The organism is Rhizobium sp. SG570 (assembly GCF_012275345.1).
Classification (GTDB): domain Bacteria; phylum Pseudomonadota; class Alphaproteobacteria; order Rhizobiales; family Rhizobiaceae; genus Rhizobium; species Rhizobium lusitanum.
Genome location: NZ_JAAZQI010000004.1, coordinates 141630 through 165214, shown reverse-complemented (window position 1 = coordinate 165214; position 23585 = coordinate 141630). Strand labels below are relative to the sequence as shown.

At 60.2% G+C, this 23585-nt stretch carries 17 protein-coding genes; 12 read left to right on the top strand and 5 right to left on the bottom strand.

What is annotated here, in order from left to right; translation table 11 throughout:
• Positions 1 to 52: 52 nt before the first annotated feature.
• From FHT28_RS10650 to FHT28_RS10595, 12 genes are all read left to right on the top strand, one after another.
• Positions 53 to 1228: a DUF3095 domain-containing protein gene (locus FHT28_RS10650; protein ID WP_168596213.1), complete on the top strand. Its 1176-nt coding sequence runs from the start codon at positions 53 to 55 to the stop codon at positions 1226 to 1228.
• A 401-nt stretch (positions 1229 to 1629) separates the two neighbouring features.
• Positions 1630 to 2967 (top strand): adenylate/guanylate cyclase domain-containing protein, encoded by a 1338-nt coding sequence (locus FHT28_RS10645; RefSeq protein WP_168596212.1) that lies wholly within the window; start codon positions 1630 to 1632, stop codon positions 2965 to 2967.
• A 161-nt stretch (positions 2968 to 3128) separates the two neighbouring features.
• Positions 3129 to 5042, top strand: coding sequence for an ABC transporter ATP-binding protein (locus FHT28_RS10640; RefSeq protein ID WP_047554438.1), 1914 nt, complete (start codon positions 3129 to 3131; stop codon positions 5040 to 5042).
• Positions 5036 to 6952 (top strand): ABC transporter substrate-binding protein, encoded by a 1917-nt coding sequence (locus FHT28_RS10635; RefSeq protein WP_168596211.1) that lies wholly within the window; start codon positions 5036 to 5038, stop codon positions 6950 to 6952. Before FHT28_RS10640 ends, FHT28_RS10635 begins: the two co-directional genes overlap by 7 nt.
• Complete coding sequence (locus FHT28_RS10630) at positions 6945 to 7943, top strand: ABC transporter permease (RefSeq protein ID WP_168596210.1); 999 nt, start codon at positions 6945 to 6947, stop codon at positions 7941 to 7943. Before FHT28_RS10635 ends, FHT28_RS10630 begins: the two co-directional genes overlap by 8 nt.
• Positions 7940 to 9115 carry an ABC transporter permease gene (locus FHT28_RS10625; RefSeq protein ID WP_047554442.1) on the top strand — a complete coding sequence of 392 codons (1176 nt, stop codon included), beginning with the start codon at positions 7940 to 7942 and terminating at the stop codon, positions 9113 to 9115. Before FHT28_RS10630 ends, FHT28_RS10625 begins: the two co-directional genes overlap by 4 nt.
• A 102-nt stretch (positions 9116 to 9217) precedes the next feature.
• Positions 9218 to 10432, top strand: coding sequence for a glycosyltransferase family protein (locus tag FHT28_RS10620; RefSeq protein ID WP_037192805.1), 1215 nt, complete (start codon positions 9218 to 9220; stop codon positions 10430 to 10432).
• An 11-nt stretch (positions 10433 to 10443) separates the two neighbouring features.
• Positions 10444 to 11709: a glycosyltransferase family 4 protein gene (locus tag FHT28_RS10615; RefSeq protein WP_197072733.1), complete on the top strand. Its 1266-nt coding sequence runs from the start codon at positions 10444 to 10446 to the stop codon at positions 11707 to 11709.
• Complete coding sequence (locus tag FHT28_RS10610; RefSeq protein ID WP_246704840.1) at positions 11691 to 12851, top strand: glycosyltransferase; 1161 nt, start codon at positions 11691 to 11693, stop codon at positions 12849 to 12851. Before FHT28_RS10615 ends, FHT28_RS10610 begins: the two co-directional genes overlap by 19 nt.
• A 236-nt stretch (positions 12852 to 13087) precedes the next feature.
• A complete protein-coding gene (locus FHT28_RS10605; RefSeq protein WP_047554448.1) occupies positions 13088 to 15802 on the top strand; it encodes an ABC transporter ATP-binding protein in 2715 nt (904 codons plus the stop codon).
• A gap of 53 nt (positions 15803 to 15855) precedes the next feature.
• Entirely contained in the window at positions 15856 to 16332 is a 477-nt protein-coding gene (locus FHT28_RS10600; protein WP_034507134.1) for a Crp/Fnr family transcriptional regulator, read from the top strand.
• Between the two features lie 46 nt (positions 16333 to 16378).
• The gene (locus tag FHT28_RS10595; protein WP_168596209.1) at positions 16379 to 16915 is read left to right on the top strand and encodes a hypothetical protein; all 537 of its coding nucleotides are present in this window, start codon (positions 16379 to 16381) and stop codon (positions 16913 to 16915) included.
• Positions 16916 to 16955: 40 nt separating this feature from the next.
• On the opposite strand, the gene FHT28_RS10590 is transcribed toward FHT28_RS10595, so the two are convergent.
• From FHT28_RS10590 to FHT28_RS10570, 5 genes are all read right to left on the bottom strand, one after another.
• Positions 16956 to 18098 carry a fumarylacetoacetate hydrolase family protein gene (locus FHT28_RS10590; RefSeq protein WP_047554937.1) on the bottom strand — a complete coding sequence of 381 codons (1143 nt, stop codon included), beginning with the start codon at positions 18096 to 18098 and terminating at the stop codon, positions 16956 to 16958.
• Between the two features lie 178 nt (positions 18099 to 18276).
• Positions 18277 to 19647, bottom strand: coding sequence for an alpha-glucosidase/alpha-galactosidase (locus tag FHT28_RS10585; protein ID WP_037192794.1), 1371 nt, complete (start codon positions 19645 to 19647; stop codon positions 18277 to 18279).
• Positions 19648 to 19665: 18 nt separating this feature from the next.
• Entirely contained in the window at positions 19666 to 21336 is a 1671-nt protein-coding gene (locus FHT28_RS10580) for an ABC transporter ATP-binding protein (RefSeq protein WP_168596208.1), read from the bottom strand.
• Between the two features lie 13 nt (positions 21337 to 21349).
• A complete protein-coding gene (locus FHT28_RS10575) occupies positions 21350 to 22477 on the bottom strand; it encodes an ABC transporter permease (protein WP_037192787.1) in 1128 nt (375 codons plus the stop codon).
• Complete coding sequence (locus FHT28_RS10570; RefSeq protein ID WP_168596207.1) at positions 22477 to 23487, bottom strand: ABC transporter permease; 1011 nt, start codon at positions 23485 to 23487, stop codon at positions 22477 to 22479. The genes FHT28_RS10575 and FHT28_RS10570 overlap by 1 nt, the downstream gene beginning before the upstream one ends.
• Positions 23488 to 23585: the final 98 nt, after the last annotated feature.

Sequence of the window (23585 nt, the reverse complement as noted above, 5' to 3'; positions counted from 1 at the left end):
GTGTTTGCTGTAGGGATAGATTGTCGCGGCGCTCGTGAAAGGGGGAACCGTCATGGCCGAACCATCCAACGATGATTTCTTTCATAAATTGACGGGTTTCACTCGTTTCGAGGGCGTTACCGACAGCACCAATTACCGTCCCCTTCCGGATGGCTGGTTGCTGGCGGTCGCGGATATCGTCAGCTCGACCAAGGCCATCGCCTCCGGTCACTACAAATCCGTCAACATGGCCGGCGCCAGCGTGATTTCCGCTGTGCTCAACGCGTTGGACAAGGGCGACTATCCCTTCGTTTTCGGTGGCGATGGCGCCTTGGTCGCCATACCGCCATCGGGAGAAGCGCGGGTGCGGCAGGCGCTTGCAGCGGTGCGGGCGTGGGTCAAGGAAGAGTTGCAACTCGATCTGCGCACGGCGCTCGTACCCATGTCGGCCGTTCGTGGCGAGGGGCTGGACGTTATGGTCGCTCGTTTCAACCCGAGCGAGTATGTCTCCTACGCCATGTTCTTCGGTGGCGGCACGAGCTGGGCGGAAAGGCAGATGAAGGCGGGAAATTTCATCGTCGAGGCGGCAGCAGCGGAGGCGCGACCGGACCTCACCGGCCTGTCCTGTCGTTGGAATCCGATCAAGGCCCATAATGGCGAGATCGTTTCGATCATCGCGGTCCCCGGCAATAGCGGCAACAGCGCGAAATTCCAGCAGCTCGTCGCAGATATCATCGCCATTTCCAGAGAACAAAGCCGTGACGCCCATCCCGTGCCGGTCGAGGGACCGACGCCGTCGCTGATCTTCGACGGTGCCGACATCGAGGCGCGTGCCTCGGCTGCGCCTGCCGATCGCTGGCGCCGCAAGCTTGCTGTGGCCCTGCAGATCGTTGCCGTTTACATCCTCGACAAGTTCGGGCTCCGTGTGGCGACTTTTGACGCCAAGGTCTACAGGCGCGATCTCGCCGCGAACTCCGATTTTCGTAAGTTTGACGATGGCCTGAAGATGACCATCGATGTCGATGCGGCGCAGCTCTCGCGCATCGAGGCGCGTCTGCGTCAAGCGGAGGCCGAAGGCATCTGCCGCTACGGGCTGCATCGCCAGGACAGTGCTCTGATGACCTGCTTCGTGCCAACGCCGCTGATGCGTGATCATATGCATTTCATCGATGGCGCCAGTGGCGGCTATGCAATGGCGGCCATGGCGTTGCGAGGCAAGCAACCATCCGAACTTGCAGCCGGCGAATGATTTCGGCCGCGCGCGGCGATAGCAGGTCCTGCTGCCGCGTTTGCATGCCGAGCATGGCGGCGCGACAGTGATTTTATCGGCCCATGTCGGTCTCGCCCATTGTTTGAGCCGCATTTTCGCCCTATCTGAAGGGGAACAAAACGAGAGTCGGTAATTTTGCCGGCTGTCTTCTGCTGCACCTTTATGCGTCTGGCGCGAGGGAAAAAGTGCAGCCAAATCTTTTATGGCGCCGGCGCTATCCAGAGTTTCTGGGGGAGAGCGCCGTCGTCTGTCGCATAATTATTTCATCCGACCTCAGCCGATGGGCCGGTGTTGCTGCTGGCGATCAGCCCGCAGCATATGGCGTCCGGCATATCGCCGGGGCGGAGCAGTGGGAATCGCAAGGATAGGCCGCGGAAAAAATGACCGTTCATTCTACTGTTTCCGATATTCTTCTCGACAAGGTTGCTGAATGGTTGACCCAGGCGGCGCTGACGGGCGAGAATCTAGAGAGCATCGTTCGCGGCTTCTGCGAGCGCATGGCGGCTTCCGGCCTTCCGGTCGCGCGCGTGCATCTGACCTTTTCGATGTTGCATCCCCTCTATGACGCGCTTGGCTTCACCTGGCGTCGGGCCGGCGGATTGACGATCGAGGGCTACCGGCATGTGAACGACAAGCCGGAACGCTTCATGCAGAGCCCCTATTACTATCTTCTGTCCAACGGTCTCCTGCACCTGCGCCGCCGGATCGACACGGACGGTCCTCTGGAGTTTCCGGTTTTCGAGGACCTGCGCAAGGAGAAGGTGACGGACTACCTGGCCTTCGTGCAGACCTTCGGCGCCGGCTCGGTCCAGGGCATGATGGGGTCCTGGTCGACAGACAGCATCGGCGGCTTCAGCGAAGAGATGATCGGCGCGCTGATGCGCATGCAGAACCATCTTGCCATGGCCGCCAAGATGGCGGTTCTCGGCAAACTCGCCAACAACATGCTGACCACCTATCTCGGTGGCGATGCCGGCAAACGCGTGCTCAACGGCCAGATCCGCCGCGGCGACGGCGAGACGATCCGTGCAGCACTGGTCATGGGGGACATGCGGCAATCGACCGTCTATGCCGAAAAGGAAGGGCGGCAGGCCTATATCGATACGCTGAACGAATTCTTCGATGCCATTGCCGCGCCGTTCAACCGCAACGGCGGCGAAATCCTGAGCTTTCTCGGCGATGGATTTCTCGCCGTCTATCCCTGCGGACGGCATAAGGATCCGTCCAAAGTCGCCTGCGAGGCGGCGCTGTCGGCGGTGTTCGAGGCCCAGCGCCGCGTTGCCGCGCTGAACAAGGATCGTCAGGCTCGCAGCCTGAGCGAAGTGCGCTATGGCATCGGCCTGCATGTCGGCAACGTCATGTTCGGCAATGTCGGGCTGAAGGATCGCCTCACCTTCTCGGCCTTCGGTGCCGCCGTCAACGAAGTGGAACGGTTGCAGTCCCTCACCAAGAAATATGGGACCGAAGTGGTCGCGAGCCAGGCATTCTCCGGCTACACCGGCAGCGAATGGGGCACGCTCGGCGAAGAGAAGCTAAGAGGCGTGCGCCAGCGCTTCACCGTCGTTTCCCCGAAGGCCAGCACCATTGCCAACGGCACGACGGAGATCTTCCATGATGCGGCAATCGATGCCTTGTCCGAGGCCGAGCAGGTCATTCTGCTGCACAGGGACGCCAAGAAGTTCGAAAGCCGTCTTCAAGTCGAAAAGCTCGCTCCATGATCTCCGCGGCTGGCTAGTTCAGCACAAGCCGATACATCACTGGAAACACGACAGTTTTTTAACAGTCTCGCCAGCACTTTGACCAGCTAGACACCCGTTATGGCCTACGTTAGTGTGCCGTATAAGGCCACAAAGGTCATGTGAGCGGGAAGCAATTTGGTATGGCGTCTGAGACTGATCTGCTGCGTATTGAGAACCTCGACGTCTCGTTCTCGCTTTATGGGGACAAACTGCGTGTCGTCAAAAATGCCAATCTGAGGGTGCTTCCCGGCAAGGTCACGGCCTTGGTCGGCGAATCCGGCTCCGGCAAGTCGATCATCAGTCAGTCGATCATGGGAATCCTCCCGAATGCGGCGCAGGCAACCGGCCGCATTCTCTTTACCGATCCGCTCGACCGCCAGACCACCGATCTCCTTCAGCTACCGCGCGATGGCATTGCGATGCGCAAGCTGCGCGGCGCGCGCATGGCCACTATCTTTCAGGAGCCGATGACCTCGCTGTCGCCGCTGCACACCGTCGGCAACCAGATCAGCGAAGCGCTTCGCATCCACACCCCAGGAATCAGCTGGGCCGAGCAGCGCGAGAAGACCGAGGAAATGCTGAGCCTTGTCGGCTTCCAAGATCCCTTCCACACCTTCGATCGCTATCCTTTCGAGCTCTCGGGCGGCATGCGTCAGCGTGCGATGATCGCCATGGCGCTGATCTGCAATCCGGCCCTGCTGATTGCCGACGAGCCGACGACGGCGTTGGACGTCACCATCCAGGCGCAGATCCTCGGCCTGCTGCGCAATCTTCAGCAGACCTTCAACATGGCGATGCTTTTGATCACCCATGATCTCGGCGTCGTTGCCAACATGGCCGACGAGGTGGTCGTCATCTATCACGGCGAGATCATGGAGGCAGGGCCTGTCGAGACGATCTTCCGCCAGCCGCAGCATCGCTATCTGAAGGCTTTGATGGCAGCAGTGCCGCATTTCGACATGAAGCCAGGCGAACGGCTGAAATCCCTGCGGGACGTCCCCGTCAATCTTGGCACCTTCTCCGGCAAGAAGAAGCTCATCAGCGGCGGTTCGAGCACGGCCGGCAAGGCAGCACCCGAGATCCTGCTCAGCGTGCGCAATCTGACCAAGACCTATGGCACGAAGGCCGGCGGGCTGTTCGGCCGGCGGGATGGCACGAAGTTCCGCGCTGTCGATGACGTCAGTTTCGATATCCGCCGCGGCGAGTGTCTGGGCCTTGTCGGCGAGAGCGGCTGCGGCAAGACGACGGTGAGCAAGATCCTCATGCGGGCCGTCACAGCAGACAGCGGATCGGTCAGCTTCAACGGTGGCGACAGCCAGATCGATGTGCTCGCCGCCAAGGGCGATGCGCTGATGGACCTGCGCACAAAGATACAGATGGTTTTCCAGGATCCGGTTTCGTCTCTTTCGCCGCGCATGACGATCCGCAATATTTTGAGCGAACCCTTGGAGATCCACGGGCATGGCGACAGCGCCGACCGCAAGGAGAAGGTCAAGGCGTTGATGCAGGCGATCGGGCTCGATAAGCATTATCTGAGCCGTTATCCCCACAGCTTTTCCGGGGGACAGCGCCAGCGTATCGGCATCGCACGCGCCCTGGCTCTTGGGCCGCAACTCCTAATCCTGGATGAGCCCGTTTCGGCGCTCGACGTTTCGGTGCAGGCGCAGATCCTCAATCTTCTCAAGGATTTGCAACGGGGACTTGGGCTTACCTATCTGTTCATCTCGCACAATCTCGCCGTGGTCGACTATATGGCCGATCGCATCGCGGTCATGGCGCGAGGTCGCATCGTCGAAATCGCGCCGCGCGAAATCATCCTCCGCGAACCCGTCCATCCCTACACCCGCTCGCTGCTTGCGGCCGTCCCATTCCCCGATCTCGACCGGCCGCTCAATTTCTCCGCCCTGAACAGCGAGGGTCCGGCCGCCAGACAAAAATGGGGGCCGCAATTCTCGGAGGGGACGGATGGGGAGCTTGCCTATGCGGATCTCGGCGGCGGCCATTTCGTTCGCGCTCGCCGCGGCGTCGACGTTCAGGAGTTGCGCACGTGGTAACTCGTCGAACCTTCCTTGGCCTATTGGCCTCTACCGTACTGCCGCAGCCTCTTATGGCGGCGGATGTCGACAACGAGCCGGATTATCTCGCCGATTGGCTGAGGGCCGGCCAGATGCCGCATCTTGCCAAGCGCCTGCCGAAATTTCCGCGCATTGTCAGCGTCGCCGCCATGGGTGGTACGCCGGGCCGCTATGGCGGTTCCGTGCGCACCATCATCGGCAGCCAGAACGATATCCGCTTCATGACAATCTATGGCTATGCCCGTCTTGTCGGGTATGACCGCACCCTGTCGCTGCAGCCGGATATTCTCGAGTCCTTTTCCGCGGTCAACGACACGGTCTTCACCTTCAAGCTGCGTGACGGGCACAAATGGTCTGACGGCCATCCCCTGACGTCGAACGATTTCCGCTATTGGTGGGAAGATGTCATCCTCAACAAGCAGCTGACGCCCGGCGGCGGCGCTCTGGAATTGCGCCCGCACGGCAACCTGCCGCGTTTCGAGGTGCTCGACGAGCTGACGGTACGCTATTCCTGGGACGATCCCAATCCGGATTTCCTGCCGAGCCTGGCCGCGCCGCAGCCTCTCGTCATTCTCGGCCCCGGCCATTATCTGAAGCAGTTCCACAAGAAATATCAGGACAGCATTCGTCTTTCCTCGCTGATACAGGAAAACCGGGTGAAGAAATGGCAGGATCTCCATATCAAGATGGGCCGGGCCTATCGGCCCGAGAATCCCAATCTGCCGGTGCTGGACCCTTGGCGAAACACGACGCCGCCGCCGGCCGAGCAGTTCGTCTTCGAGCGCAATCCCTATTTCCACCGCGTCGATGAAAACGGCCGGCAGTTGCCCTATATCGACCGTTTCATCCTGAACATCAGCTCGTCGGCAATCATTGCCGCCAAGACCGGTGCGGGTGAAAGCGATCTGCAGGCGACCGGGATCGACTTCAACGACTATACCTTCCTGAAGGATGCGGAGAAGCGTTATCCGATCAAGGTCAATCTATGGAAAATGGCGCGCGGTTCGCGCGTTGCGCTGTTTCCGAACCTGAACAGCGCCGATCCGGTCTGGCGGGATGTTCTTCGCGACGTGAGAGTGCGCCGGGCGCTGTCGCTGGCGATCGATCGCCATGAGATCAACATGGCTGTCTTCTATGGCCTCGGGACAGAAAGCGCCGACACTATTCTGCCGGACAGCCCCCTCTACAAACCGGAATATGCCTCGGCCTGGATCTCCCATGATCCGGATCAGGCCAATGCGTTGCTGGATGCGGCCGGCCTCGAGAAGCGTGACGAGGATGGCACGCGCTTTTTGCCGGACGGCCGGCGAATGGAGATCACCGTGGAAACGCCCGGCGAAAGCACGCTGGATTCCGACGTTCTGGAGCTGGTCACCGATCATTGGCGCAAGGTCGGCATCGCGCTTTATACCCGCGTGTCGCAGCGCGATATCTTTCGCAGCCGCGCGATGGGCGGCCGGATTCTGATGTCGCTTTGGTACGGCCTCGACAATGGCGTGCCCACGGCCGACATGAATCCCGGCGAACTCGCACCGACCATGGACGACCAGATGCAATGGCCGCTCTGGGGCATGTACTATCTGTCGCGTCAGACCCAGGGGGCAGCGCCCGACGTGGCGGAAGCAGCAAAATTGGTCAAACTGCTTGGCGAATGGGAAACGGCAGCCTCCTCCTTCGAGCGCGCCGAGATCTGGCACCAGATGCTGGCAATCTATAGCGATCAGGTTTTCTCCATCGGCCTGATCAATGCCACGCTCCAGCCGATCGTGCATTCGGCGCGCATGCAGAACGTGCCCGAAAAAGCGCTCTATGGTTTCGATCCAACCTGTTATCTCGGCGTCTACATGCCGGATACCTTCTGGATGAAGGAGGATCGACCCAATGCTTAAGTATATTATCTGGCGTATCGCGGTGATGATCCCGACATTGCTCGTGATCTCGATGCTGGTTTTTACCATCATCCAGTTGCCGCCGGGCGATTTCTTCGAAAGCCAGATTGCCGAGCTGCGCGCTCAGGGCGAAACTGCAAACCTGCAGGAAATAGAGGATCTCCGCCACGAATACGGGCTCGACCGGCCGGTCGCGGTGCAATATGTCCGTTGGGTCGCCGGCATGCTGCATGGCAATTTCGGCTATTCCTTCGAATATCAGCTGCCGGTATCGGATGTGGTCGGCGACCGGTTGTGGCTGACCATCCTCGTGTCGATGACGACGATCCTTCTGACGTGGCTGATCGCCTTCCCGATCGGCATCTATTCCGCCACCCATCAGTACAGTTGGGGCGACTACGGTCTCACCTTCCTCGGGCTGCTCGGCATCGCCATTCCGAATTTCATGCTGGCGCTGATCCTGATGTATTTCGCCAATGTCTGGTTCGGTGTGTCCATCGGCCATCTGATGGATCAGAAATATCTGTCGCAGCCGATGAGTTGGGAAAAGGCGCGCTCGATCCTCTCGCATCTCTGGATTCCGGTCATCATCGTCGGCACGGCCGGGACGGCCGGTATGATCCGCCGTCTTCGCGCCAACCTGCTTGACGAGATGCAGAAGCAATATGTCATCACCGCGCGCGCCAAGGGTCTGCATCCTTTGAGGGCGCTGGTGAAATATCCGCTGCGCATGGCGTTGAACTTCTTTGTCGCCGACATCGGTTCGATCCTGCCGTCGATCATCTCGGGCGCGGAAATCACCGCCATTGTTCTGTCGCTTGAAACGACGGGTCCGATGCTGATCAGGGCGTTGCAGAGCCAGGACATGTATCTTGCCGGCTCCTTCCTGATGTTTCTGGCCTTCCTCAACGTTATCGGGGTGCTGATCTCCGATATCGCCCTCGGCTTTCTCGATCCGCGCATCCGCTTGCAAGGCAGGAGCACAAAGTGACCGCACCCCTGCCGCGCCCCGGGGCGCCCCTCGAACATTATGTCTCGAAGGCGGATTTCGATCCGGACCAGTTCGAAGCCATGTCCGCCGGCCAGACGCGCTATTATCTGGCCTCGCAGAAGCGTCTCATGTGGTGGAAGTTCAAGAAGCACAAGCTTGCACTTGCATCAGGTATTTTCCTGCTGCTGTTCTACGGCATGATCGTGATTGCGGAATTCCTCGCGCCCTATGGGCTTCACACGCGAAACGTCGATTATATCCATTCGCCACCGCAGGCGATCCACCTCTTCAATAAAGGCGAGTTCGTCGGTCCATTCGTCTATGGTCGCAAGATGGCGCTCGATATCGATACGCTGCGCCGGAACTACACCGAGAATCCCGCCGACGTGCAGCCGATCCGCTTCTTCTGTCGCGGCGATGCCTACCGCTTCTGGGGGCTGGTGGATTCGAACTTTCATCTGGTTTGCCCGGCCGTCGGTGGACAGATGTATCTGCTTGGGACCGACCGGCTGGGTCGCGACGTGTTGTCGCGCATCATCTATGGCGCGCGCATCTCCCTAACGATCGGGCTGATCGGCATCTCCGTCAGCTTCGTGCTCGGTATCATCATCGGCGGCTTGGCCGGTTATCATGGCGGTCTGTTCGATCTGCTGGTGCAGCGGGTGATCGAAATCCTTCAATCACTGCCGAGCCTGCCGCTCTGGATGGCGCTTGCCGCGATCATGCCGGTGAGCTGGAGCCCGATCCTCATCTACTTCGGCATCACCATCATCCTTGGCATTCTCGACTGGACAGGGCTTGCGCGCGCCGTGCGCTCCAAGCTTCTATCGTTGCGCGAGGAGGACTATGTGCTGGCCGCGCAGTTGATGGGTGCGCCCACCCGGCGCATCATCGGTCGCCACCTCGTGCCCGGGTTCATGTCGCATCTGATTGCCACCGCGACCATTTCCGTTCCAAGCATGATTCTCGGCGAAACGGCGCTGAGCTTCCTGGGGCTGGGCCTTCGCCCGCCGATCACCAGCTGGGGGATTCTTTTGACTGAGGCTCGGAGCGTCAGCGTGATTGCCTTCTATCCATGGCTTCTTTTCCCCATGGTTCCGGTAATTTTGGTCATTCTGGCGTTCAACTTTTTAGGAGACGGCTTGCGCGATGCCGCCGATCCCTACAAATAGCAGGGTGCAAGGCCAAGACAGGATTGCAATTCAAGGAGCGGCCGCGGTTGTTGTTTGCTGACAAGCCGCGTACATGACTTTAATCCCCTAGAGGTTTTGCCCATGAAGCGGCGCTTAGAAGATGCTCGAATCCTCATGTATAGCCACGACACGTTCGGTCTTGGTCATCTCAGACGATGCCGGACCATCGCGCATGCCCTTGTGGAGGACTATCGCGGGCTGAACGTGCTGATTATCTCCGGCGCGACGATCGCCGGTGCTTTCGACTATCGGTCGCGCGTCGATTTCGTCAAGGTACCGAGCGTCATCAAGCTGCGGGACGGCGAGTATACGTCGATGGCAAGTCACGTCGCTCTGCAGGAGACGCTGAAGATGCGGCAATCGATCATCCGCCATACGGCGGAGACCTTTCAGCCCGATGTCTTCATCGTCGACAAGGAGCCGATGGGGCTCAAGGGCGAGGTCGAGGAGACATTGACCTATCTTAAGGCACGCGGAACGACGCTCGTTTTGGGCATGCGCGACGTCATGGACGCCCCGCACCTGCTGGAGGCGGAGTGGAAGAAGAACAACGTCCTGCAGAAGATAGATCAGTACTACGATCGAGTGTGGGTTTACGGCCCGCCGGACTTTCACGACCCGCTCGTCGGTCTCGACGTGCCGGCGGGCGTGCGCCGGAAGATGGAGTTCGTTGGCTTTCTGCAGCGTAGCGTTTCATCGCTGGGGACGAAGTCGGAACACGTGCCTGATGAGGACTATATCCTGGTGACGACCGGTGGCGGCGGCGATGGCGCCGATCTGGTCGATGATGTCATCAGCGCCTTCGAGCAGGACAGCTCGCTCACGCACAGGACGCTGATCGTCCTTGGGCCCTATATGCCTGCCAAGGAGCGCAATCAGCTGCTGGAACGTGCAGGTAAGATCGCCTGTCTGCAGGTAATCGAGTTCGACAACAAGATGGAAGAGCTGATCGCCGGCGCCAAGGCCGTCGTCGCCATGGGTGGCTACAACACCTATTGCGAGATCCTGTCCTTCGACAAGCCGGCGCTGATCATTCCGCGCACGCGTCCGCGCGAGGAGCAGCTGATCCGCGCTCAGCGGGCAAGCGAGCTCGGTCTCGTCGACATGCTGCTGCCGGAGGAGTCTGCGGATCCCAAGCAGCTTGCCGCTGCCTTGAAGCGCTTGCCGACCCGCGCGCCGCCGTCGGCGAGTAGCAGCATCATGCGCCTGGAAGGGCTGGTGCATATTTCGCGCACCGTCGGCGAATGGTTTGATGATCGCGAGCGCTATACGCCGCTATCGATCGTTGCCGAATAGACCATCGGAACCTGTCGATGCGGAAAAAAATACTGGTGGTCCTCAAGGGCTACCCTCGCCTGTCGGAGACCTTCATCGCGCAGGAGCTGCTCGGCCTGGAAAGGGCGGGCTTCGACCTGACGCTGATTTCGATGCGAAAGCCGACGGACAAGAAGCGTCATCCCGTCCACGACGAGATCAAGGCGCGCGTGGTCTATCTGCCGGAATATCTGCACAACGAACCGCTCAGGGTGCTGCGTGCTTTCTTCGCCGGCATCGGCAAGCCCGGCTTCAAGCCGCTCTTGAAGCAGTTCTGGGCGGATCTCAAACGGGATATCACCCCCAACCGCTTTCGTCGCTTCGGCCAGGCATTGGTGCTGGCGCATGAGTGGCCCGACAACGGCGAGTGGCTGCATGCGCATTTCATCCACACGCCGGCCTCTGTTACCGCCTATGCCAGCATCATGACCGGCATTCCCTGGACCTGTTCGGCCCACGCCAAGGACATCTGGACATCGCCGGACTGGGAGCTTTCGGAAAAGCTCGGCCGGGCCCGCTGGACGGTGACCTGCACGCGCACCGGCTTCGACCATATGCGGGATCTGACCGATATGCGCGATAATGTCCATCTGAGCTATCACGGCCTGGACCTTGATCGCTTCGGTCCCTTTGCCGGCGAACATTCGGCGCGCGATGGTTCTGAGGTCTCAGACCCTGTCTTTGTTCTCAGCGTTGGTCGGGCTGTGGAGAAGAAGGGCTATGACGTGCTGCTGAAGGCGCTGGCGCTGTTGCCCGGTGATCTCAACTGGCGTTTCACCCATATTGGCGGTGGCGACGGGCTGGCGAAACTGAAGGAGCTCGCCGAAACGCTTGGCATAACCGACCGCATCACCTGGAAGGGCGCCTTGGCGCAGGAGGATGTGCTCGCGCATTATCGGCAGGCGGATATCTTCGCGCTGGCATGCCGCGTGGCGGCCGACGGCGATCGGGACGGCTTGCCGAATGTGCTGGTCGAGGCATCCAGCCAGCGCCTCGTCTGCCTCTCCACCAATATTTCCGGCGTTCCCGAGTTGCTGGAAGACGGCGAGAATGGCCTCGTCGTTCCACCGGAGAATCCACAGGCCCTTGCCGCGACATTGGAGCTTGCGATCCGCGATCCGGCGCTGCGCCACAGGCTCGGGGAAGCGGCGGAAAGGCGGGTGCGCGAGCATTTCGACTATCATGCCAGCATTCGGCAATTGACCGGGCTGTTCGAAGAGCAGTGGCAAAAGGAAGACCAATGGCGGAAATCCGCATGACGGCCGCGCATTCCCCTTCTCCGCGCGTGTTCTTCTACGTCCAGCATCTGCTTGGCATCGGTCATCTGGCGAGGGCCAGCCGTATCGCCGGCGCCATGGCTAGGGATGGCTGCCAGGTGACCGTCGTCACCGGCGGCGTTCCGGTCAACGGCTTTCCCGGTCAAGATGTGACATCCGTGACGCTGCCGCCGGTCGTTGCCAGCAGTGCCGGCTTTTCGGGCCTTGCAGACCAATCCGGCAACGCCGTCGACGAGACGTTTCTATCGAGGCGGCGTGATCTGTTGCTCGATGCCTTCAGGCAGGCTGCCCCGGACGTCGTCATCATCGAGGCCTTCCCCTTCGGTCGCAGGCAGATGCGCTTCGAACTGCTGCCGCTGCTCGATGCCATCGCCAAGGCCGATCCGAAGCCGAGGCTCTATACATCGGTGCGGGATATTCTGCAGCAGCAGAAAAAGCCCGGGCGCGACGAGGAGACGGTGGCGCTGCTTCGCGACCACTTCGACGGCGTTCTCGTCCACGGCGATCCTCATTTCGTTCGGCTGGAGGAGACCTTTCCGCTAACCGAAGCCATAGCCGACAAGATCGCCTATACGGGCCTCGTAGCCCCGATGCTGCCGGCTGAACCGGCAGAGATATTCGACATCGTCGTTTCCGCGGGTGGGGGTGCCGTCGGCCGCGACCTTATTCGCGCCTCGCTCGAGGCGGCAAGCCGGGTGGCAGTCGACCGGCGTTGGCTGCTGGTGACAGGGCCCAACCTGCCGGAGCGGGATTTCGCCGATCTCGCTGGGCACGCGCCCGGTAATGTCGAACTCATCCGTTTCCGCAAGGACTTCACTTCTCTTCTAAGAGGCGCGGAGCTGTCGATCTCGCAGGCCGGCTATAATACGGTCGGCGATCTTCTGGTAGCAGGCTGCCGGTCCATCCTGGTTCCCTTCACCACCGGCGGAGAGACAGAGCAGTCGGTCCGAGCCGAGCGCCTGGAGAAGCTGGGCCTGGCGCTTGCCCTGCCCGAAGCGGGATTGACGACGAAATTGCTCGTCGAGGCAATCGAGACGGCGCTGTCGCGGCCCAAGCCGCGCAGCCCCGATATCGACCTTAACGGCGCTGCAAAAACCTCGGCCATCATTCAAGGTATCTCGTAATAAATGAAGTGCTGCGCTCGTGACCGCGCCCTGTCGTTTGTCCCCCTCGATTTCAGCAATGTTGTGATATAAATTGAAAAATCAATGAATCGGGAGGGGGCGTGGACGAAAGACCGGGCGGCGTCCCTTTTCACCATGGGGCCACGCATCCGCAACAAACTTATCCCGCATCTCTGCAACATCGGTGCCGGCACTTGCCGGTGCTGAGCGTTGAATTTGGAAGTCTGCAATAAGCGATGGAAAAAAGCCTAGCGCGTTATATTTGGTCGAACACCCGGCTGGAGCAGATCTGGATACTGCTGGTTGTCGCGGCCTCGATGATCCCTTACTTCCTGTCTTTCGATCTGCCAAAGCAGATCGTCAACGGGCCGATTCAGGGCAAGGGCTTCGAACATCCCGGCGATACGCAAACCTTCATGCATATCGCTTTCGACCTGCCTTTGATCGGGCATATCGAAGTGTTCCAGGGCCTGCAGCTTACCCGTATGTGGATGCTGGTAGCGTTGAGCCTGATATTCCTGGCACTTGTCGTGCTCAACGGTCTCTTCAAGCTTTATATCAATACCTACAAGGGTCGGCTCGGAGAGCGCATGCTGCGCCGCATCCGCTTCGAACTCATCGATCGCGTGCTGCGATTCCCGCCGTTGCACTTCAAGCGGGTAAAGCCTGCCGAAATCGCGACCATGATCAAGGACGAGGTGGAGCCGATGGGCGGCTTCACGGGCGACGCCTTCGTGCAGCCAGCACTTCTGGGCGGCCAGGCGGTCACCGCTCTCATCTTCATCATCATGCAGAATTTCTGGCTGGGCATGATCGCTGCCGCCATCGTCGCCGTGCAGGCGATCGTCATTCCACGCATGCGCAAGCGGTTATTGGAACTCGGCCGCCAGCGGCAGTTGACGGCGCGTGAACTTTCAGGCCGCGTCGGCGAAATCGTCGAAGGCATCGGCACCATCCACGCTAACGACACCACCAATCTGGAGCGCGCCGACATCGCGCAGCGGCTCGGCCTGATCTTCTCGATCCGCTATGATCTCTATCAATGGAAGTTTATGGTGAAGTTCATCAACAACTTCCTGGCCCAGGTCACCCCGTTCCTGTTTTACCTGATCGGCGGCTTCCTGGCGTTGCAGGGCCGGTTGGATATCGGCCAGCTGGTTGCGGTAATCAACGCCTACAAGGATCTGCCCGGACCCCTGAAGGAGCTGATCGACTGGGACCAGTCGCGCCAGGACGTTCAGGTCAAGTACAATCAGGTGGTCGAGCAGTTCAGCGTCGAAAACCTGATCGATCCGAAGATTCAGGTCGTCTCCCACGCACCCGCGGGCCGCATAACGCATTCCCTGGTCGCGACCAATCTGACCGTTGTCGATGACAGCGGCGCGCGCGTGCTCGATCATGTCTCGGTGGAGATCCAGCCGGGTGAGAGGGTGGCGATCGTCGGCGAGAGCGGTGCCGGCGGCGAATATCTTGCCGAGGCGTTCGGCCGCCTGGTCTGGCCAGATACCGGCCGCGTCAGCATCGATGGCCGGGACCTACTGGAATTGCCGGAATCGTTGATCGGGCGGCGCATCGCCTATGCGTCCTCGGAGACTTTTTTCTTCCATGGCACCCTGCGCAGCAATCTGCTCTACGGTCTGAAGCATGCGCCCCTGATCCCGCCAACTTATGACGAAGAGACGGCCAGCAGGGTCAAGTGGCAGATGATCGAGGCTCGGCGTTCTGCCAACCCGGAGCTGGATCTCAACAGCGATTGGGTCGACTATGCCGCGGCCGGTGCTACCGGGCCGCACGATATCTATTCGGTCATCCGCCCCGTTCTCGATACGGTAGCCATGTCTCAGGACATTTTCGACATGGCGCTGCGTTCGAATGTCGATACGGCGGCGCACGGGGAGCTGACATCGCGGATCGTCGAACTGCGACAAGCATTGCGGCTGGCGCTCCATGAGGAGAAGCTCGAAGAGCTCGTCGTTCCCTTCCAGTTCGACGCCTATAACTTGCAGGCGACAGTTGGCGAAAATATGGTGTTCGGCACGTTGAAGCGGCCGCAGATGACCAATCGCAAGCTTGCCGCTCATCCCTATTTCCAGAAGGTATTCTCCGAGACCGGGCTTGTTTCCGATCTCTACGACATGGGCCTTGAGATTGCTGAGAACGCCGTTGAACTCTTCACTGACCTGCCGCCGGATCACCCCTTCTTCCAGCAGCTGACCTTCATGACGGCGGAAGACATTCCGACTTACGAGGCGCTGCTGCAGAAGCTCAACGGCAAGGGCTATGAGGCCGCTACGGCCGACGAGCGCGCGGCGATCATCCGCCTCAGTTTCTCCTATATCGAACCGCGTCACCGCTTCGGTCTTCTGACGCAGATGCTCATGGAAAAGATCGTCGGCGCGCGTTCCAAGTTCTATGAGAACATTCCGGCGGATCTTGCCAGCGTGATCGAGCGCTACGATGCCGAGCGCTTCACCGCTTCCGCGACCTTGATGGATAATGTTCTGTTCGGTCGTATCGCGCATCAGCAGGCCAATGCGCCTGAGCGGATTCATCGCATCATGTACGATGTTTTCGGGCGTCTGGGCATGCATGACAGCGTCTTGTCGATCGGCCTCGATTTCGATGTCGGCTCCGGCGGCAAGCGACTGACGAACGTGCAGCGACAGAAACTCAATCTCGGTCGCGCGCTTTTGAAGCGGGCGGATTACATTATTTGCAATCGGCCGCTGCCGGCGCTCGACCACCGCGTCCAGGACCAGATTGCAAGGAGCATGTTGAGCGAGCTTGATCGGAACGAATATGCGCCGGCGATCGTTTGGGTTCTGTCTAACCCGAGTTTTGCCGAGTTGTTCGATCGTGTGCTGGTCTTCAACCACGGCAGTCTTGTCGAAAGCGGCTCCAGTACCGATCTTTTAGAGAAAAACGGTATGTTCAAAGAACTGTTATCGTAATATTCTATCTCGGCAGTGGCGTCTGGGGCCGAACACTGGGGGTTTTGAAGCTCATGCTTCTGAAGGATGAAGTTGAAATGCTCAAGCGCGTGCCGATTTTTTCGCGCATTGCGCCCGCGAAGTTGAAGCTTTTGGCGTTTACGTCGGATCGCGTCAGTTATAATGCTGGCCAAACCCTGTTTCTTCAGGGTGATCAGGGCGATGCCGCCTACGTTGTTCTTTCCGGAACTGCTGATATTCTCGTCGATAGTCCGGCTGGCGAGATCAAGGTTGCCGAAGTTGACGTCAACTCCATCGTTGGTGAAATCGCCATTCTCTGCGACGTCTCCCGCACGGCAACGGTCAAGGCTACCTCAAGGCTGGAGGCGCTGAAGATCAGCAAAGAGCATTTTCTGAAGCTGCTCAGCGATTTCCCCGAAATGGCCGTCGAAATCATGCGCGTTCTCGCCGATCGCCTCAATCACACCACCTCGGAACTGACTGCCGTTCGCAGTCGCCTGAACCAGCCGCATTCGATGTCCACACATTGAGGTTTGGATTATCTCGGCCTGGCGGTTGAGTGTATTTTGCAAAGAGATGCCGCGCAAAATTCCAAAATATGCTCAGCTTGAACATGAGCGCCGTTTTTTGATCACCCAAGCCCCGGAACTATCCGGAGTGGCATTTCGGTTGATCGAGGATCTTTACATAATAGGAAGTCGATTACGCCTGCGGAAAATAACCTTGGGCGACGGGCGGGGTATTCAATTTAAGCTGTGTAAAAAATATCCTTCGGATGACAGACTCTCCGTCCCAATCGTCAACACCTACCTGACCGCGGACGAACACGCCGTATTGTCCGAACTGCCCGGCAGAAACATCCGGAAAAGGCGGTACAGTATCCTTTCTTCGGCCAAGTCGCTCAGTCTCGATGTCTTCGAAGGGCAGCTTTCAGGCCTGATCTTGTGCGAGGTCGAAGCGGCATCTGTTGCCGAGCTTGAATCGCAGGTGTTTCCGGACTGGATACGACGGGAAGTCACGGACGATCCTTTCTTCACCGGAGGCAATCTCGCCGGCATCGATGCTAGGGGGCTGGTGGCGAAGCTATCGTCCCTTTATGACCGGTCAGTTTGATCAACGGCACGTTCACGCAACCGTCGACGCCTGCATGGGCTTAAATCAATCCCCGCCGCGCCAGGTTCCGCATCAGGTGCGATGCGCCGAAGGTCCAGGGCGGGCATTCCGTCGACAGGAGCACCCGGTTTCGCAGGGCGCCCAGCTTGTCGTTGGAGATGGTGACGACGTCGCCGGCCTTGTGGGTGAAGCCTTGTCCGGGTGTGTCACGGTCCTCCACAGGTGCAAAAAGCGTTCCCATGAACAGCACGAAGCCGTCCGGATACTGATGATGGCGGCCGATGGTTTGGGAGACGAGATCGAGGGGATCGCGGCTGATTTCCTTCATCGACGAACGGCCATGCAGCACATAGCCATCCTCGCCTTCAACCTTGAGGTCGAGATCGGCGTTGCGCACGTCGTCCAGCCCATAGCTCTCGTCGAACAGGCGGATGAAGGGGCCGATCGAGCAGGAGGCATTATTGTCCTTGGCCTTGCCGAGCAGCAGGGCGGACCGACCCTCGACATCGCGAAGGTTGACGTCGTTGCCGAGCGTCGCGCCCTTGACCCGGCCCTGGCTGTCGACGGCGAGCACGATTTCCGGCTCGGGATTGTTCCACTTGGAGATCGGATGCAGGCCGACATCGGCACCTGGTCCGACTGAGGACATTACCTGCGACTTGGAAAAGACCTCGGCATCCGGGCCGATGCCGACTTCCAGATATTGCGACCAGACACCTTCCTCGATCAGCGCCGCCTTGACCTTGGCCGCCTCGGCGGAACCGGCCTTCAGATTGCGCAGGCTGTCGCCGATCAGAGCGGTAACCTTGCCGCGGATGGATTCAGCAAGATCCGGATTGCCGGCCGCGCGTTCTTCGATGACGCGCTCGAGCATCGAGCGAGCGAAGGTGACGCCACAGGCCTTGATCGCCTGTAGGTCGATGGGAGCGAGAAGATGGATGGCCGAGAGGTCGGCCTTGGCAGCCAGCAGGGCGTCGAGACTGGCAACGGCTTCACCCTTCTGCGCGCGGACGAAAGCGACCGGATCGTCGCGCTCGAGAAGATCACGCGTCGTCGGCGCTTCCTTCGAGGTGATGTCGTAAACGGTGCCATCCCGGACAGTAACGAGGGCAGGGCCACCGACATCGGGACGCCAGATACGTCCGACGAATGTTCCGGTGGCGAATGTTTCCGAGCTGGCCATGTCGTTCGTCTCCTCCAAACTGCGACCGTTTTTAACGCAATCGATTGTGCTTTGCCATCGGTTATCGATGCGCCATCCGCCGCGTTTTGGATTTTCACTTTCTCCAGCCCGGTCAAAGACGTAGGGCCCCGCGGCAGCGCCGCGGGGCCTTTTGGCCGCTAGCCGGGAGAGAGTGGCTTTAGGCGGCCTGAACCTTGCGATTGCCGCGTGCCCATTCCGGCAGCCAATCGCCATGGGTTGCCAGCAGTTCATCGACCAGCGACCAAATCTGGTCGAGGTCGAGTTCGGCGGCCGTGTGCGGATCCATCATCGCGGCGTGGTAGATGTGCTCGCGATTTTCAGTCATCAGGGCCTTCACCGTCAGTTCCTGCACGTTGATATTGGTGCGGATGAGCGCGGTCAGCTGCGGCGGCAGGTCGCCGATGAAGGTGGGCTGGATGCCGGAGGCATCGACCAGGCAGGGAACCTCGGCGGCGCAATTGTAGGGCAGCGACGTGATGCAGCCATTGTTGCGGACATTGCCGTAGATGACGGAGGGTTCGCCGGTCCAGACCGAGTTGATGATCGAGGATGCGTATTCCTTCGATTGCTTGACCTCGATCTTGTCGGCCGTGCGATATTCCTCTGCCTGGTTCTTCCAGCGAGCCACCTGCTCGATGCAGCGCTTCGGATATTCGTCGAGCGGGATGCCGAACTTCTCGATCAGATCCTCACGGCCTTCCTTGATGAAGTAGGGCGTGTATTCGGCGAAGTGCTCCGAGCTTTCGGTAACGAAGTAGCCGAGGCGCGTCAGCATCTCGTAGCGCACCTTGTTCGGGCAGCGCGGGTTCCAGCCGGGCTTCGGCGCGCGTCCCTCGCGATAGGCACGGACGAGATCCGGATAGAGGTTACGATAGGAACCATCCGGCTGGCGATGCTCGAATGCGAGGTAGAAGGCCATGTGATTGATGCCGGCCGAGCGATAGCGGATCTCGTCATAGGGAATGTCGAGATCGTGCGCGAGTTCCATCGCCGTGCCCTGCACGGAGTGGCAGAGCCCGACCTGCTTGATGGTTGGATATTTTTCGGCGATGGCCCAGGTATTGATGGCCATCGGGTTCACATATTGCAGCATGATCGCGTTCGGGCAGACGGCGAGTATGTCCTCGCAGATCTTCCAGAGATGCGGCACGGTGCGCAGGCCGCGCATGATGCCGCCGACGCCGAGCGTATCGGCGATCGTCTGGCGCAGGCCGTATTTCTTCGGAACTTCGAAATCGGTGACGGTGCAGGGCTCGTAGCCGCCGATCTGGAAGGCGACGACGACGAAATGGGCGCCCTCCAGCGCCTTGCGTTGGTCCGTGAAGATCTCGACCGTGGCAGGGGCCCCGAGCGTCGAGGCCAGTTTGCGGGCCACGATGGCGCTTTCTTCCAGTCGCTGCTGATTGATGTCCATCAGTGCTATTCTTGCGCCTGCAAGGGCAGGGCGCTGTAAGACGTCGCCGATGATATTTTTCATGAAGACGGTCGAGCCGGCGCCGATGAATGTGATCTTGGGAGTGCCTGTCATATAAAAATCTCCTGGATGCTAGGAAGCTACCTCGAACGCCGCTCTGACAAGGCGTTCGGTGTAGGCGGTCTTGGGATGGGACAAAACCTCTTCGACCGGCCCTTCTTCCATGATCTTGCCGTGCTGCATGACGATGACGTGGTGGCAAAGGGCGCGGACGACCTTGAGGTCGTGTGAGATGAAGAGATAGCTCAGGCCCCGCTCGTCCTGCAGCTTGCGCAGAAGGTCGATGATCTGGGCCTGAACGGAAAGATCGAGCGCTGAGGTCGGCTCGTCGAGTAGAATGAATTCCGGCTCGAGCGCGATGGCGCGGGCGATGGCGATGCGCTGGCGCTGGCCGCCGGAAAACTCGTGCGGGAAGCGCGAGAGGATATTGGCGGGCATGCCGGAGCTGACGAGCGCGTCCTTCACGCGTTCCAGCCGCTCGGCCTTGCTCTGGCCGATGTTGTTGACCACCAGCCCTTCGCCGATGATCTGGCCGATGGTCATGCGCGGATTGAGTGAAGAGAAAGGATCCTGAAAGACGACCTGCATGCGGGAACGCAGCGGCCGCATCTCGGCCCGCGAGCGGTCGTGGATCGCCTGTCCGTCGAAGTAGATCTCGCCGCTATCGGCATCGATGAGGCGCAGCAGCGCCTGGCCGAAGGTGGTCTTGCCGGAACCGGATTCGCCGACCAGGCCAAGCGTTTCATGGCGGCGCAGTTCGAGGTTGAGGCCGTCGACGGCGACCAACTCGCGCATGTCAGGCTTGAAGAAGGTGCCGTGGCGCAACATGAAGGCGACCTTGACGGATTTGCCCTCGAGTACCGTGCCGCAATCCGGAGGCAGCGGCTTCGCCTGTCCGTGCGGCTCCGACGAGAGAAGATGCTGCGTGTAGGGATGTTGCGGATGTAAAAACAGCTCTTCGGTCCTGTTGTGCTCACGCATCTCGCCATGCTGCATGACATAGACATAATCGGAGAATTGGCGCACGACCGTCAGGTCGTGCGTGATCAGGATCACCGCCATGCCGAGTTGCTTCTGCAGGTCGCGGATCAGGTTCAGGATCTGCGCCTGCACGGTCACGTCGAGCGCGGTCGTCGGCTCGTCGGCGATCAGCACGTCCGGATCGTTGGCAAGCGCCATGGCGATCATAACGCGCTGACGCTGGCCACCCGACAGCTGATGCGGATATTGCATCAGCCGGGCCTCGGGATCCGGGATCCGGACCTGCTTGAGCAGGTCCAGCGCCTTTTTCTGGGCTTCGCGGCGGCCGATCTTGCGGTGGACACGGATCGCTTCGACGATCTGGCCGCCGATCGTATAGATCGGGTTGAGCGAGCTCATCGGCTCCTGAAAAATCATCGAGATGCGATCGCCCCGCAGCTGCCGGCGGGCACGCTCCGAAAATTTCAACACATTCTTGCCGTCGTAATGGATGGTGGACTTGTCCGAGACGACGGCGCGCTTTGTCAAAAGCCCCATCACGGTGCGCGCCGTCACCGATTTCCCCGAGCCGGATTCGCCGACGATGGCGATGGTTTCCCCCCGATAGAGCTGGAAGGAGATATCCTTGACGGCATCGACGATGCCATCCTCGACCTTGAATTTGACGGCGACATTGCGGGCGTCGATGACGGGAGCCACAGCCTTGTCGGCGGCGTCGAGGCGGGTGTCGGGAGCGAAGGTATTGACGAGTGCGAGAGCCATAACTGTTCTCCTCTCAATAGGGATCGATCGCGTCGCGCAAGCCATCGCCGAGTGCGTTGAAGGCGAAGACGGTGACGAGAACGAAGGCGACGGGTGAGAGGATCCAGGGGTAGGAGCCGATGACCGAATAGGTCGAGGTGTCCTGCAGCATCAAGCCCCACGAGATCAGCGGCGGCTTGACGGCAAAGCCGAGGAAACCCAGGAAGGATTCGAGCAGCACCACGCTTGGGATCGCGAGCGTCACGGCGACGATGACGTGGCTCATGACGTTGGGGAATATGTGCTGGAGGATGATGCGCCGGTCGGTCGCCCCGACCGCCATGGCTGCACGCACATATTCGATCCTCGCCAGCGCAAGCGTCTTGCCGCGGACCTCGCGCGACATCTGCGCCCAGCCGAGCGCCGACATGACGACGATGACGAAGGCGAGGAAGACATTGGTCGGCGCCGTCACCGGGATGAGGGAGGTCAGCGCCAGGTAGAGCGGCAGTTGCGGGAAGGCCAGAACGACTTCGACGAAGCGCTGGATCCAGGCGTCCAGCGTGCCGCCGAAATAACCGGAGATCATCCCGACCGTCGTGCCGACGATGGTAACGATGGTAACCACCGTCAAGGCGATCATCAGCGAGATGCGCGAGCCATAGATGGCGCGCGACAGGATGTCCCGGCCGAATTTGTCCGTGCCGAGGAAATGCACGGGCCCCCCGTCGGTCGTGCCGAAGAGGTGCCGGTCGCCGGGGATCAGGCCGAAGAGATAATAGGGCGCGCCCTTGACGAAAAGGCCGAGCGGGCGCGGATTGTCATAGTCGGGGCCGACGATCGGCTGGAACGTCACCGGGTCGAGATCGCTCGTCTCGACCAGAGCGTAGACGCGGGGCTGAAAGACGAAATTGCCGTCCTTGTCATGAAAGCTGATGACCTGCGGCGGCGCGAAGCCGCTATCGGTCGCCTTCGGATCGAGCGGTGCGATGAATTCGGCGAAGATCGACATCAACAGCAGCAGGATGACGAGGATGAGGCCGCCCATGCCGGTCCAGGAGCGCTTCAGGCGGCGCCAGACCAGCGCCATGTAGCTCTCATTGCCGCGCTTGTGCTTGATCGTTTCGCCAGGCGGGGGCGGGGAGTTGCTGAAGGCGAGCATTAGTGGATCCCTCCCTGTTGGCGCACGCGCGGATCAAGCAGGGCGAGCAGCATGTCGGCGATTATGTTGCCGATGATGAGAGTTGCCGAAAGCACCAGCATGAAGGTGGCGGTGACATAGACGTCGCCGACCGCCATCGAGCCGACGATCGCCGGACCTACGGTCGGCAAGGTGAAGATGATTGCGGTCTCGATTTCGCCCGTCAGCATGTAGGGCAGCACCACGCCCTGATACATGACCAAAGGGTGCAGCGCATTCGGCACGGCATGGCGCATGACGACGGCGCTGCCGGAAAGGCCTTTGGCGCGCGCGGTCTCGACATATTGCGCGTTCAGCGTGTCGAGCAGGTTGCCGCGCATGATGCGCATATTGTAGGCGAGCCCGCCGAAGGTGGCGATCGCCACGACAGGCCAGACATGCTTGACGAGATCGGCGAACTTTCCCCAGGACCAGGGTGCGCCGCCATATTGCGGCGAGAAGAAGCTGCCGATTTCCGAGACGTTGAGCTGGAAGACGAGGATATAGACGATGATCAGCGCCATCAGGAAGCGCGGCACCGTCATGCCGAGGAAGGAAATGCCTGAGAGCAGGCTGTCGACCCAGCTATATTGCCGCGTCGCTGCCCATATGCCGAAACCGATGCCGAGAACGGATGCCAGGATGTGGCACACCAGGGCCAGCGCCAGCGTTCTGGGCAGGCGCTCGCCGACAACGTCCGCAACAGGCTTGTTGTAGAACATGCTGTAGCCGAAATCGCCCCTGGTGACGATGCCGCCGATCCAGTTGGCGTATTGGACGACCAGTGGCTTGTCGAGCCCGTGTTCGCGGCGGTAGACCTGCGCCTGCGCGTCGGCCTGTGCGAAAGATGCGCCGCCCTGGTTCATCAATTGCGAGCGGATGTAATCGGCATAGTCACCCGGCGGCGCCTGTATGATGGCGAAAGTCACCACGCTCAGGATGAAGAGCACGGGGATGGCAGAGGCTATGCGGACGAGCAGGAATCGTAACATGGGACGGTTCGCTTCTCTTGATGCTGGCGGCTGCCCCGATCCGTCAGGGACGGCAGACGCCGGCGGTGTTCAGTTCGGCCGGCGGGCGAGCCGCCGGA